12 protein-coding genes are annotated in these 12740 nt (G+C 59.6%); 3 read left to right on the forward strand and 9 right to left on the reverse strand.

Going from position 1 to position 12740, the window contains the following annotated elements:
* Nucleotides 1-8: 8 nt before the first annotated feature.
* Nucleotides 9-506 carry a hypothetical protein gene (locus BN1135_RS03155; protein WP_223290089.1) on the reverse strand — a complete coding sequence of 166 codons (498 nt, stop codon included), beginning with the start codon at nucleotides 504-506 and terminating at the stop codon, nucleotides 9-11.
* Nucleotides 507-915: 409 nt separating this feature from the next.
* Between BN1135_RS03155 and BN1135_RS03160 the strand changes: the two genes are divergently transcribed.
* The 3 genes from BN1135_RS03160 to BN1135_RS03170 all read left to right on the forward strand — a co-directional run bounded on the left by BN1135_RS03160 (nucleotide 916) and on the right by BN1135_RS03170 (nucleotide 3827).
* Nucleotides 916-2103, forward strand: coding sequence for an OmpP1/FadL family transporter (locus BN1135_RS03160; RefSeq protein WP_042018800.1), 1188 nt, complete (start codon nucleotides 916-918; stop codon nucleotides 2101-2103).
* Between the two features lie 186 nt (nucleotides 2104-2289).
* Nucleotides 2290-2745, forward strand: a complete 456-nt coding sequence (locus tag BN1135_RS03165; protein ID WP_042018803.1) for a hypothetical protein — start codon at nucleotides 2290-2292, stop codon at nucleotides 2743-2745.
* Nucleotides 2742-3827 (forward strand): HlyD family secretion protein, encoded by a 1086-nt coding sequence (locus tag BN1135_RS03170; RefSeq protein WP_042018805.1) that lies wholly within the window; start codon nucleotides 2742-2744, stop codon nucleotides 3825-3827. Before BN1135_RS03165 ends, BN1135_RS03170 begins: the two co-directional genes overlap by 4 nt.
* 56 nt (nucleotides 3828-3883) lie before the next feature.
* Here the strand turns inward: BN1135_RS03170 and BN1135_RS03175 are convergent, their stop codons facing one another.
* From BN1135_RS03175 to xthA, 8 genes are all read right to left on the reverse strand, one after another.
* Nucleotides 3884-6988, reverse strand: a complete 3105-nt coding sequence (locus BN1135_RS03175) for an efflux RND transporter permease subunit (RefSeq protein WP_042018807.1) — start codon at nucleotides 6986-6988, stop codon at nucleotides 3884-3886.
* A 9-nt stretch (nucleotides 6989-6997) separates the two neighbouring features.
* Nucleotides 6998-8197 (reverse strand): efflux RND transporter periplasmic adaptor subunit, encoded by a 1200-nt coding sequence (locus tag BN1135_RS03180; RefSeq protein WP_042018810.1) that lies wholly within the window; start codon nucleotides 8195-8197, stop codon nucleotides 6998-7000.
* Between the two features lie 205 nt (nucleotides 8198-8402).
* The gene (locus tag BN1135_RS03185) at nucleotides 8403-9155 is read right to left on the reverse strand and encodes an energy-coupling factor ABC transporter ATP-binding protein (protein ID WP_082186711.1); all 753 of its coding nucleotides are present in this window, start codon (nucleotides 9153-9155) and stop codon (nucleotides 8403-8405) included.
* Nucleotides 9142-9960, reverse strand: coding sequence for an energy-coupling factor ABC transporter ATP-binding protein (locus BN1135_RS03190; protein WP_052443810.1), 819 nt, complete (start codon nucleotides 9958-9960; stop codon nucleotides 9142-9144). Before BN1135_RS03190 ends, BN1135_RS03185 begins: the two co-directional genes overlap by 14 nt.
* On the reverse strand, nucleotides 9957-10658 hold the full coding sequence (locus BN1135_RS03195; RefSeq protein ID WP_042018811.1) for an energy-coupling factor transporter transmembrane component T: 702 nt from the start codon (nucleotides 10656-10658) through the stop codon (nucleotides 9957-9959). Before BN1135_RS03195 ends, BN1135_RS03190 begins: the two co-directional genes overlap by 4 nt.
* The gene (locus tag BN1135_RS03200) at nucleotides 10658-11236 is read right to left on the reverse strand and encodes an ECF transporter S component (RefSeq protein ID WP_042018813.1); all 579 of its coding nucleotides are present in this window, start codon (nucleotides 11234-11236) and stop codon (nucleotides 10658-10660) included. Before BN1135_RS03200 ends, BN1135_RS03195 begins: the two co-directional genes overlap by 1 nt.
* Nucleotides 11237-11244: 8 nt before the next feature.
* A complete protein-coding gene (locus BN1135_RS03205; RefSeq protein ID WP_042018816.1) occupies nucleotides 11245-11676 on the reverse strand; it encodes a PPC domain-containing DNA-binding protein in 432 nt (143 codons plus the stop codon).
* A gap of 143 nt (nucleotides 11677-11819) precedes the next feature.
* On the reverse strand, nucleotides 11820-12626 hold the full coding sequence (gene xthA, locus BN1135_RS03210; protein ID WP_042018820.1) for an exodeoxyribonuclease III: 807 nt from the start codon (nucleotides 12624-12626) through the stop codon (nucleotides 11820-11822).
* Nucleotides 12627-12740 lie beyond the last annotated feature (114 nt).

Here is a 12740-nt window from a genome sequence, read left to right on the forward strand (position 1 = left end):
AGATCGTTCTAGTGGCGTAGCACCGACAGCATCAGGTGTCGGCGCGGCCAGGAGGGAGGGTGAGAGCCACGGCTGCGCAGGAAGGGATCCCGCAGCCAGAGATCGAGCCTATGGCTGACAGCCCCCAGAGAGGGGAGCCGCAACAGTGGCAAGATAAACAGGGAGAGCAGCATGCCAAACAGCGGCAGGGCGCTGGCGGCTGCCGAGATGCCAGTCTGCATCTGGCACTCACCGCTCATGGCGGCATCGTCTCCCATCCCCTGATGGCAGGAGAGGGGGACACTGCTGTTTTGGTGATCCATCATGGCCATCGGCTCGCCCATCTCGCTACCACTCATCACCATCTTGTGTGACTGAGAGGCCATTTGTCGGGGCGAGGTGTCGAGCGCTGGTTGCGCCCCATGCCAGCTGATGCAGAGGGTCAGATTGCAGATAAGCAGCAGCGCCAGCAATAGCCGGGCCAACGCAACTGAGGGCAATCTTGCAGCGAGCTGGGTGAGTGACAATCCGGGCATCCTTCGGGATCAGATAGTTGGACTGTAAACCTTACTTTGAGGTGAAGGTCAATGTCGCAAAATGTACAAGAAGGGCGGGCTATTACGGTCATATCGTTAAGTAATGCTTAATCATTACGTATCCCCAACTCTAATGACGTTACTGCATCCTGCCTTTAGGATGCGGGCCTGTCAGTTTTCGCTATTGAGTGATGTCCCGTCATCTCCTTGTTTGGCGTTTATCGCAGCAGGACGGGTCAACACAACATGCTTGCCAAGCCTTGCAATGGCGGGGAGCCAGGAACGAGCCGCATAACGCCGTCTAGGTTTCCGGATGCTGATAGCCAAATACGTTAGATGTGATTGTTGATACGCACTCCCTGTCGGGTGCCCCTTTTGTTCATTATTCAGGAGTATCGAAATGCAGCAACGACTGCTGTCGCTGATGCTTGCTGCCTTGCTGAGCCCATCAGCAATGGCTGGCGGCCTTGCCCTCTACGAAACCAGCACCTCCAACAGTGCACTGGCCAACGCAGGGGCTGCTGCCCGTGCCCAGGGAGCAGAGACCATCGCAAGCAACCCGGCCGGTATGACCAAGCTGGAAGGCACCCAGCTGCAGGTCAATGGCGGTGTGGTATACGGCGATCTCGAGCTGGATCTGGACAATGGTGGCAATAACGGCGGCAATGCCCTGCAGACTGCCCCGCTGGGCAGCGTCTATATGACCCATGCCCTCAATGATCAGTGGGTTGTCGGTTTCGGTATGTTTGGTAGCCACGGTCTGGGTATCGATTATGGTGATGGCTGGGATGGTCGTGGTTATGCCCAGTCCGCCAAGCTGACCGGTATCGCCTTGGCACCGAGCCTGGCGTATCGCATCGACTCCAACTGGTCAGTGGGGGCCAGCCTGATCGCGATGCATGGTGCGCTGGAGTCTTCTCTGGATCTAACGCCGGGCATGGGCGATGGTCGCGAGTTTTCCGATAGCGACTGGGCCTATGGCGCCTCCTTCGGGGTGCTTTACGAGCTGGATCAGCACTCCCGTATCGGCCTGAGCTACTTCTCCGAACTGAAGTGGGAGCTGGAAGATCAGCTGTTCAGTCACGTCAATCTCGCAGGTCTTGGTGTGGATATGATGATCCCGCAGACCGTCACCCTGAGTGGCTATCACCAGCTCAACGACCAGTGGGCCTTGCTGGCCAGCGCCAATTGGCAGCAGTGGTCCCGTTTTGGCGATATCGATGTTGCATCAGTGCTTGGTAGCCAGACCATTGATATGCACTACAAGGACACCTGGCACGTCAGCCTGGGTACCCAGTTCGATGTGACCCCAGCCCTTCGTCTGAGCAGCGGTATTGCCTATGACAGCAGCGCTGTTGACGATGTTCATCGTACCGTCACCCTGCCGATGGGAGAGGGGTGGCGCTGGGGTCTGGGCGCCAGCTATCAGCTGAGCCCTGCCACCAAGCTGGAAGCCAGTTATACCCTGGCCTGGCTGGGGGATATGGCGGTTCATCACGATGGCGGGCTGATCCGCCCGGAAATATCCGGCACCTACAACAACAGCTACCTCAATTTCTTCAATATCGGTGTGCAACACCAGTTCTAAATCGTCCGTTAAGCAAGCCCCCACTGGTTGGGGGCTTGCGCATGATACTCAGGTGTCAGCCCGCAACGCGTGAGCATTCGCACTGTGCAGATTGCTGGCTCGCTTGTTAGTGGCTATCTGCCGATTTAAATCTGCCGTCACCAATACGTGCTTGTTGGATACCCTGTTTACGAGGAGCAACAGATAATGTCATCCCCTCACTCATCCCTGTTCGTTCGCTGGCTCTGGCGTCTGGCGTTCATCCTGGTCACGGTCGCACTGGTGCTGTTCTTCTCAAAAGGGGCTCAGATCTATCCGGTGGATGCGGCTCAGTTCAATCACGGCGTGCCAGCCATCATGGTGTTACTTGATTCCGAGCTGTTTATGGGGGTGATCACCGTCATTACTCTCTATGTGGTGCTCTATCTGGTCTATCTGTTGTGGCAACTGCATGAAATTGCGGTACATCGCGCCAAATTGTCCGAGTCGGTGCATATCACGCTAGTGTTTGCCTTGTCGCTGTGCGGCCTGTTTATCGACAAGACCTGGTGGGTGCTGGCCATCATCATCGCCTTTGCCCGCTGGGATGTGCTGGCTGAGCGGGTGAGCCAGATCATTGGTCATGGCATTCGTCGTGGTCGTCAGCAGGGGGAGACATCATGAAAGAGATACTGTTGCCCTATATCCTGATTGTCTGGCTGCTGGTGAAGTTGAATGTGCTGCCCTGGAACCTCAAGACCGGCTTCTGGAGCACTGCCATTGGTGCCTTGTTGGCGCTTGGCTTGCTGACGACCTCCCGCCATTTGGCGCCGGTAGATTTTACCGATTCGGCGACGGTCAAGGCCCCCCATGCCGTACTGGGCCCTTTGTTGGGTACCAATCAGTTTCATCAGATAGATCAAATCCATGTTGTTCATAACCAGCAGGTGAAGCGGGGACAGCCCATCTATACCCTCGCCAACTGGGAGAGTGACGGCAAGGCGCAGGCCCTGAGCCACCAGATTACCGCCCAGCAGGCCCAGAGCGTTGCCGAGCTCAGTCAGCAACAGGCGATCCAGTCGCGGCTGACCCTCAATCGCAAGGAGTTGGCGCGGCTGACCCAGCTGGGTAACTACTCCAGCATCCAGAGTCGCGACCAGTTGCAGGCCCAGATCGATGGTGATGTGGCGCAGTTGAGTGCCAGTGAGGCCAAGCTGAAAATCATCGGCTCCCAAGTGTTGAACCTTGAAACCGAGCTGGCGTTGCAGGAGCGCCGCAACGAAGAGAAGGTGATCCGCGCGCCGTTCGACGGCCAGGTGTCGGTGGTCAATCTGGCCAATGGTTCACGCACCGGCAACATGCACCTCTACGATACCTCGCGCAAGTTCCTCGAGTTCCGGATACCGGATCAGAGCTACCGCGCCATTGAGCCGGGCCAGTTTGCCGAGTTCTATGTGGATGCCTATCCGGGGCGCATCTTCCGGGCGCGAGTGCATTCAGTGCGAACCGGTACCGGTGAAGCCCAGCTGACGGCGATGCAAGGGGATCAGCATGTGCGCCAGCATGTGGGCAACAACATGTCCAGCCATGGTCGCACCGTGATCCTCGATATGCTGGAGCCTGATGGTGTGGTGCTGCCCATCGGGGCCACCGGTTCGGCCTGGATCTCGGCACACAAGCCTCATCCATTACTCGGTTTTATTGACATCATCGGCGGGGCGACCGTGCGGCTCAAGGCGATGAAGGCCTATCTGTTTGCTATGTGATTTGTAAAAAAAAGCCCCTCCGTGAAGGAGGGGCCTGGTCTGGGTAAACGGGCAGGTCAGGTCTGTTTTTCCGAGCGGCCCATGATGAGCCGGAAGAACAGCGGGATAAAGAAGATGGCGATAAAGGTGGCCGCCAGCATGCCGCCGATGACCGGCCAGCCAAGGGCGTGACGGCTTGCCGCACCGGCCCCGCTGGAGGTGACCAGCGGCACACAGCCGAGGATGAAGGCGAGCGAGGTCATCACGATGGGGCGAAAACGCAGGCGCGCCGCCTCCAGTGCCGACTCGATGAGGCTCATCCCCTCTTCGTGTTTCATCACCGCGAACTCCACGATCAGGATGGCGTTCTTGGCCGCCAGCCCGACGAGCGTCACCAATCCAATCTGGAAGTAGACGTTGTTGGTGAGGCCCACCGCCCAAGTGGCGAGCAGGGCGCCGAACAGGGCGAACGGCACCGCGGTGATCACCGCAAACGGCAGGCTCCAGCGTTCATACTGGGCAGCCAGGATGAGGAAGATCATCACGATACCAAAGCCGAATGCGGTGCCGGCGCTGCCTGCGGCCGCTTTCTCCTGATAGGCGGAACCGGTCCACTCCAGCTTGGCGTCGTTGCCCAGGGTGTCGTTGGCTACCACCTCCAGCGCTGCGATGGCTTGACCCGAGCTGTAGCCGGGGGCGGGCTGGGCCATGATCTTGGCGGCTTGGAAGATGTTGAAGCGCTCCACCAGTTCGGGGCCGGTGGCATCACGCACAGTGACCAGACTGCTGAGCGGGATCATCTCCCCCTTGTCGGAGCGGACATAGACGTTGCGGATGTCGCTCTTCTTGGCGCGGTAGTCTGCCTCGGATTGCAACTGCACCCGGTAGGTGCGGCCGAACTGGTTGAAGTCGTTGACATAGACCTGACCGAAGGTGGCCTGCATGGTGTCAAACACCGCGTTGATCGGCAGCCCCAATGCCTTGGCCTTTTCGCGATCCAGGTCCAGATAGACCTGCGGCACGTTGGCGCGGTAGGTGGTGGTGACGCTGGCAAACTCCGGTCGTTGTTTGGCTGCCTCCAGGAAGCGCTCCACTTCGCCGGAGAAGGCCTGGGCGTTGCCGGTGCCACGGTTTTGCAGATAGGCTTCGAGGCCACCGGTGGTGGACATTCCCTGAATGGGTGGCGGGTTGAATGAGGCGACAAAGCCATCAGCCAGCCCGAATGCGCTATAGCCTTGGAACTTCTTGGCCAGATCGAACGAGCTTTGTCCCGTCTCGCTCCGCTCTGCCCAATCTTTCAAAGGAATAAAAGAGAGTCCCCGGTTGCTGACAATGGAGTTGGAGAGAATATCGAAACCCGAGAAGGTCACCACATCCTGCACGCTCGGGTTGTTCATGATGATTTTGTCGAAATTCTTGGCTACTGCCTGGGTACGGGTCAATGACGCCGCATCTGGCAACATGATGGAGGAGATGAGGTAACCCTGATCTTCATTAGGCACCAATTCACCCGGTACCTTCATCAGTAGAATGCCGATCGATCCGACGATCACCGCAATGATGCAAAAGGCCACGCCAACCCGGCGGTTGAGGAAGGCCACACCGCGCACGTAGCGGCTGGTCAGCTTGTCAAAACTGTTGTTGAACCAGACGAAGAAGCGGGCCGGTTTGTGGTGTCCCTCTTTCAATAGTACGGCGCACAGGGCAGGAGAGAGGGTCAGTGCCACCAGACCGGAGATGGCCACCGATACGGCTACAGTGATGGCAAATTGCTTGTACATCACTCCCGTCATGCCGCCCATAAAGGCGACCGGCAGGAATACGGCGCAGAGCACCAGCACGATGGCGATCACCGGGCCGGAGACCTCCTGCATGGCGAGGATGGCGGCCTCTTTGGGCGAGCACTTCTTCTCGCTCATGATCCGCTCGACGTTTTCGAGCACCACGATGGCGTCATCCACCACGATACCGATGGCGAGCACCATGCCGAACAGGGTCAGCAGGTTGATGGAGAAGCCGAGCACCAGCATGCCGGCGAAGGTCCCGATCAAGGATACCGGCACGGCGATACAGGGGATCAGGGTGGCACGGAAGTTCTGCAGGAACAGGTAGACCACCACGAACACCAGAGCGATCGCCTCGAACAGGGTGTGGACCACCTCTTCGATGGAGATTTTCACGAATTCGGTGGTGTCATAGGGAATACGGTATTCCAGTCCCTGCGGGAAGCGCTCCTGCAGGCGGCTCATGGTTTTTTCCACATCCTCTGCCACTTGCACCGCATTGGCGCCCGGTTGCAGGTAGGTGAAAATACCGATGGCCGACTTGCCATTGACGCTGGCGGTCACATCGTAATCCTTGCCGCCCAGCTCGACCCGAGCAACATCCCGTACCCGGATCTTGGAGCCGTCCGGCATGGAGCGGACGATGATGTTCTGGAACTCGGTGACATCCTCAAGGCGCCCTTTTGTTTGCACCGTGTAGGTGAAATCGATGGGGGCACTGGTGGGCTGAGCGCCGATCTTGCCTGCTGCAAACTGGGTGTTTTGCTCACGAATGGCGCCGATCACGTCGCTTGGTGTGAGTTGCAGCTGGGCCAATCGATCCGGTCGTAACCAGATCCGCATGGCATAGTCAGTACCGCCAAACAGGGTCGCATCACCCAGCCCGGGAATCCGCTTTAGCTCGTCGATGATATTGAGCAGGGCGTAGTTCGACAGGTAGGTGGTATCAAATTCCCCGTCCGGAGACTGCAGTGTGACTACCTGCAGGATCGAGGTAGATTTTTTGCGAACCGTTACCCCCTGTTTTTTCACCTCATCCGGCAGCTGAGCCATGGCGGCCGAGACCCGGTTGTTGACGTTGATGGTGGCCTGGTCCGGATCGGTGCCAATATCGAAATAGATATTGAGGTTCATCTGGCCATTGGAGGCTGATCCCGACTGCATGTAGATCATGTTTTCTACACCGTTGATCTGCTGCTCCAGTGGCGCCGCCACTGTCTGGGAGATCACTTCTGGAGTCGCGCCCGAGTAATAGGCTGTGACTTGCACTACGGGTGGGGTGATCTGGGGATACTGCTCGATGGGGAGCGCGCGCATCGCCGCCAACCCGCCCAGCACGATAATGATCGAAATTACGCTGGCGAAGATGGGGCGTTCTATGAAGAACTTGGAAAACATACGAGCTCCTTACTTGGCCGCAGACTGGCCGATCACCTTGGTGGTGATGGCGTTCATTTCATCGGCAGAGACCGGCTTGACCACGGCGCCGGGGCGCGCTTTCATCAGACCTTCGACGATGTAACGATCACCGGCATTGAGGCCGCTGTCGATCAGCACACCACTGTCAACGTTCTGGCCGAGCATAACCGGGCGTGGCACCACCTTGTTGTCGGCATCGACCACCATCACCATGCGATCAGCCTGGGATTGAACAATTGCGCGTTGGGGAACCACGATGGCATTTTTGCGCAAACCGAGATCAATGGTCATACGGACAAACTGGCCAGGCAGCAGCGCCCCCTCTTTATTGTCGAAGATGGCGCGGGCACGGATGGTGCCGGTCTGGGGATCGACCCGGCTGTCGGAGAAGTTGAGCTTGCCTGCATGGGGATAGAGGGAGCCATCGGCCAGACGAATATGGGTGCGCCAGGTGGTTGCATCTTTGGCTTCAATCAATCCCTTTTTTATCGCATGGTCAAACTTGAGGCGATCCTGCTCCGAGTAGGAGAAGTTGACGTAGAGGGGATCAAATTGGGTGATGGTGGTGAGCAGACCATTATCACCACTGGTGGCGATCAGGCTCCCTTCTGACTGGGAACTCTTGCTTGCCATACCGTTGATGGGGGCGGTCACCTGGGTGTAGCTGAGGTTGAGCTCTGCCTCTTTCACCTTGGCCTGCACCGCTTGCAGGCTGGCGATAGCACCTTCGTAATTGGCGATGGTGTCATCATAATCTTTGCGGCTCACCACCTGACGTTTGAACAACGGAATGATGCGATCCCGATCGGCGCGGGCCTTGTTGAGACGGGCCTGCTCCTGTGCCAGAGAACCCTTGGCCTGCTCCAGCGCCACCTTGTAGGGCTCGGGGTCGATCACAAACAGCTCCTGACCGGCGGTAACCGGCTGGCCTTCCACATAAGTGCGCTTGAGCAGGATGCCACTGACTCGGGAGCGCACATCAATCTCGCGAAAACCGGCGGTCTCTCCCACCATCTCGGTGGTGAGCGGCACATCGGTCAGAGTGGCTTCGGCGACCACCACCGGCACGGCAGGCATGGACTGGGCTGTCTGGGTTGCGTCATCGCCGCAGGCACTCAGTCCGCCAATCAGCGCCAGGGTCAGCAAGCTGCGTTTGTAATTATTTCGTCCTGCATTAGGCACTTGCATCATCAAACTCCTGTTGGGTCTATCCCGGTGGCTGCGTTCAGCGCGTTGTTCCATACACATCATTAACTTCATGATAAAAAAAACAACTTATTTATTAAGGGAATCAAGGATGATAGGGGGATAACCTGAACCCAAGCTGCTCGGTATGGCAATTGGGGTTGACGATTGACGAACAATTCATGTCTTTTTCCGAGCACGGAGTAAGTCAGCGGGGATGTTCGGCCCGGGAGAGGGCTGCCAGCAGCAGGGCGCTGCTCTTCTCGTGTTGGTTATAGCCATTAAGGGCTGAGAGTCGTTCGGCTGCGGGGCCGTGGGCCACCAGACGGCCAGCTTTTAGCTCAATTAGAGTAGTGAAGTTGCGTCTGACAAATTCGGCATCGTGACTGATGGCCACTATGGTGGTGCCCTTCGCCCGTTCACTGGCCAGCCAGCGTTCCAGAATGGCCAGCCAGCGGGGATCGAAATCCCGGCTCGGCTCGTCGAGCAGCAGCAAGGCGGGCTGCATGGCATGGAGGCAGGCCACCGCCACCATCCGCCGCTGACCTGCATCGAGATCGAGCGGGTGGGATGCCGCCCACTGTGTCAGCTCGCACTGTGCCAGCGCCGCCACCACCCGCTGGCGGATCTCCTCTCGCGGCCGCTTTTGCAGGCGCAGGCCAAAGGCGATCTCATCGTCAACTCGGCTGTGAAACAGCTGGCGCTCCGACTCCTGAAACAGAAAGCCGATCTGACTGGCGCGCGCCAGTGCCCGCTGCTCGCAGAGCCCCTGCTGTTGCCAGCTCACCGTACCGGAGGTGGGGGCCAGCAGGCCCGCCGCCAGTCGCAGCAGGGTCGACTTGCCTGCGCCGTTATCCCCGACGATGGCCACCTGTTCCCCGCTGGTAATCTGCAACGTGATGTCGTGCAGGCAGGGATTGTCCGGCGCCCATGAGAAGCAGAGGCGGTCAAAGCTCAGCATAAAACTCCCGCAAAATGGCCAAAGGGTAGGGATGGTGGTGCGGGTCGCGCGCCTGCAACGCCTCGCGCAGGGAGTCCGGCAGGATCACCCTCCCAGGCAGATGGGGCAGCACCTCGCCCAGCTCGCCGCAGGCCAGCTGGCGGCCATGGTCGAGCAGCACGAACTGTTCGCAATAGTGAGCGGCCGGAAAGAGCCGCTGCTCCAGCAAGATGACGCTGCAGCCGCTCTGCTCGCTGTAGCGGCGGATCTGCCGCAGCAGGGTGTGGCTCGCCTCCGGCGTCAGGCGGCTGAAGGCTTGATCCAGGATCAGCAGCCTGGGCTCCATCGCCAGCGCACTGGCCAGCACTACTCGCTGGGCCTGCCCTCCTGACAGGGAGAGGGGATGTTGCGTCGACAGCTCCTCGCAGTGACAGCAAGTCATGGCGTCAGCTACCCGCTGGGTGATCTCGGTCACCGGTAGCGCCAGATTGGCGGGGCCGAAGGCCACCTCATCCGCTACCGAAAAGCAGCAGCCGGAAAATTGCAGATAGGGGGATTGCTGCACCCATTGGCGTTGGGCCGCCTGTTCATTGAGCTGCCCTGCGTCGTGGGGAGTGCCAAGGATAGTGCCACACCCGGCCAGGGTGTCGAGGTGCAGCTGCGACCAGCCCCCCGCCAGCAGCTGGGCCAGCAGGGATTTTCCTGCCCCGTTGCCGCCGAGGATGGTGAGCCATTCGCCAGCGCCCAATTCAATATCGAGGGGCCCCAGCTGAAAGTGGTCAGGGTGGGCTGCATGGCCGATGGTCAACCCTTGCAGCGAGATCATGGCCACCACCTCCAGACGATCTCCAACAACACCAGCAACAGCAACAGGTAGCGTAGCAGCGGTTCATTACGCTGCTGCGGGATCTCGACCACGCGGGTGCGGGTCGGCTGGCTGCGAAAGCCGCGCAGATCCAGCGCCATACTGCGGGTCGCCAGCTCGCTCAGCGCCTGCCCGACCAGCGGCGAGAGCAGCGGGATCGTGGCCTTTAGCCGGGCCAGCGGATGGCCGTCAAAGGGGACGCCACGGGCCAGTTGTGCCTCCTTGATGGCGCGCAGCTGGTGGCCTAGTTGTTCTTTGAGCAGCAGCGGGCCACAGCAGAGGTAGGAGAGGGCGATGGGCAGCCGGCTGGCAAACAGCGCATGGACAAACCGCTCGGTCGAGACCGCCCACAGCCAGAGCTGGGCACTGGCCAGGCAGGCGAGCAGGCGACACCAGAGGGGCAGAATGGGGAACGCTTCGCTGGCAGGAGCCTCTGGCATGCCGAGCAGGATCCGCAACCAGGGGCCGTGCACCAGATAGAGCCCCAGTCCCAGCGGCAGCATTACTGCCAGCACCAGCTTGACCCGGGAGCGAGCCCCCGGCAGCAGCACCAAGACGAGCAGCGGCAGCAGGCTCCAGCCCCAGAGCCAAGGGGGCGGCAGCACGCTGGCCGTGACCGAAAACCACAGCCAGAGAGCGAGGGAGGTAAACGGGTGCATTAGCGCACGGCGGCCATCTGCGGGAAGTGGCGCAGGGTGCGCTGCGGCAGGCGGCGTACCAGCCCCCAGGCGATCAACACGGTTAGCAGCTTGTCCAGCAGGTTGGTGCCGAGCACAGTGACGGCGACCGACTCTTGCAGATCGCTGCCCATGGCGTGCAGGTAGGCAACCATAAAGTCAGCACCGCTACCGGTGGCGCCACCAAACAGGTAGGAGCGGATGGGAATAGCCACCAGGGTGAGCGCCAGGGTGATCACCACACTGCTCACCACTACCTTGGGCAGATTGTTGAACCAGCCAGCGCGCGCCATCAGTCCGGCACTGAGGCCAATCATCATGGCGACCGGCGCAAAGGCTGCGGCTATGGGGCCGGTGAGCAGTCCCCACAGCAGGTTGGTGAGCAGACCTGTGGCGACCGCCATCCAGGGGCCCGCCAGAATGGCGCAGAGCACAGTCCCGATGGAGTCGAGGAAGATGGGCAGCTTGAGCATGGAGACCGCCTGTCCCGCCACCATGTTGATGGCGATGCAGATGACCATAAAGGCCAGGTTGTAGCTGGAAAGTTTACTGACGGACATAGTGATCCTCACAAGGTTCTGGGGGTAATGAGCAGCTCTTCATAGCCGGATTGGGGGCAAGGGGCGCGGGTAAAACGGTACTCTTGCAGCTCCCCTATAACAAGCTCGAGGGTGGTGCGCACCCGGCAACCGGGCAGCACATGGCCACCGCGCATCAACCCCTGCTCGTCAGAGATGGAGAGGTGCAGGTGTTCGCTCTCGGGATCCAGCGTGCCGCCGAGGGCGATCACCTCGAAGGCCCCTTCCAGCAGGGTGCCATCGGGCTGGGCAGCATAGCGCAGGTTGGCGTGGGTCAGGCTACCGACCGCCCCGGCGATCCAGGCCGCCTGTATGCCGTGCCGGGCAATATGCGCGCGTAATCCGGCGATCAGATCTTCACCCGGCAACAGGCGCAGTGCCAGAAAGCGGGCGGTAGAGAGGGGAAGTTGCGTGGTGGTCACGTCAGGCACTCCTTGCTGCAAAAAGAAGGTGCCCTGAGGCACCTTGTCTGGATAGGCTGTTTACGCCCTTTTATCGCGGGCCACCGCGAGCCGCTTCACAGTTTGCAAACTCGCAGCGGCTCATCGGTCAACCGTGCGCCGCATCAGGCGAAGCAGGCCCAGATAGGGGCGTGGTCGGAGGGTTTCTCGATGCCGCGCAGCTCGTAGTCGATACCGGTTTCGGTGACAGTATCTTTGAGCGCATCGGAGGCCATGATGAGGTCGATGCGCAGGCCGCGGTTCTCGTCAAAGCCCTTGGAGCGGTAGTCAAACCAGGAGAAGCGCTCGCACTCGGTGGGATTGGCTGCGCGGAAGGTGTCAGTGAGGCCGAACCCTTTCAGGCGCTCCATCCACTCCCGCTCGATGGGCAGGAAAGAGCACTTGCCATCCCGCAGCCAGCGCTTGCGATTCGCCTCGCCGATGCCGATGTCGAGATCGGTGGGGGAGATATTCACATCTCCGATCAACACCAGTGGGTCATCCGGGGTGTGGTTGGTCTCCAGATAGCGCTGCAAATCCTCATAGAATTTCTGCTTGGCCGGGAACTTGGTCTCGTGATCCTGGCTTTCACCCTGCGGGAAGTAGCCATTCATCACCTTGATGAGGGAGCCGTCTTCTCGCTCGAAGGTGGCCATGATCATCCGGCGCTGGGCATCGTCGTCATCGGTGGGAAAGCCCTTTTCCACCTTGACCGGCTTCTTTTTACTCATGATTGCCACCCCGTAGTGGGCTTTCTGGCCGTGAAACTCGACGTGATAACCCATGGCCTCCACATCGGCGAGCGGGAAGGCTTCATCGTGTACTTTTATCTCTTGCAGGCCGATCACATCGGGCTGGTGCTTGTCGATGATGGCTTGCAATTGATGAAGGCGTGCGCGCAGGCCGTTGATATTGAAAGAGATGATTTTCATGTTCGGGATGCTCATGTCATTTTTATAAGCCGCTATTGGACTCGGAATCTGCGGTGGATGCAAGTTCCGGGGCATAAGGGCCAGCGCTGAAATAGCGCCGACCCAACCGGCATG

The sequence above is a fragment of the Aeromonas sobria genome, assembly GCF_000820145.1.
GTDB lineage: Bacteria > Pseudomonadota > Gammaproteobacteria > Enterobacterales > Aeromonadaceae > Aeromonas > Aeromonas sobria.

Coding starts and splice junctions, on each gene's coding strand:
- BN1135_RS03160 (WP_042018800.1), top strand. CDS start 916: ATGCAGCAACGACTGCTGTCGCTGATGCTTGCTGCCTTGCTGAGCCCA.
- BN1135_RS03165 (WP_042018803.1), top strand. CDS start 2,290: ATGTCATCCCCTCACTCATCCCTGTTCGTTCGCTGGCTCTGGCGTCTG.
- BN1135_RS03170 (WP_042018805.1), top strand. CDS start 2,742: ATGAAAGAGATACTGTTGCCCTATATCCTGATTGTCTGGCTGCTGGTG.
- BN1135_RS03175 (WP_042018807.1), bottom strand. CDS start 6,988: ATGTTTTCCAAGTTCTTCATAGAACGCCCCATCTTCGCCAGCGTAATT.
- BN1135_RS03180 (WP_042018810.1), bottom strand. CDS start 8,197: ATGCAAGTGCCTAATGCAGGACGAAATAATTACAAACGCAGCTTGCTG.
- BN1135_RS03185 (WP_082186711.1), bottom strand. CDS start 9,155: ATGCTGAGCTTTGACCGCCTCTGCTTCTCATGGGCGCCGGACAATCCC.
- BN1135_RS03190 (WP_052443810.1), bottom strand. CDS start 9,960: ATGATCTCGCTGCAAGGGTTGACCATCGGCCATGCAGCCCACCCTGAC.
- BN1135_RS03195 (WP_042018811.1), bottom strand. CDS start 10,658: ATGCACCCGTTTACCTCCCTCGCTCTCTGGCTGTGGTTTTCGGTCACG.
- BN1135_RS03200 (WP_042018813.1), bottom strand. CDS start 11,236: ATGTCCGTCAGTAAACTTTCCAGCTACAACCTGGCCTTTATGGTCATC.
- xthA (WP_042018820.1), bottom strand. CDS start 12,626: ATGAAAATCATCTCTTTCAATATCAACGGCCTGCGCGCACGCCTTCAT.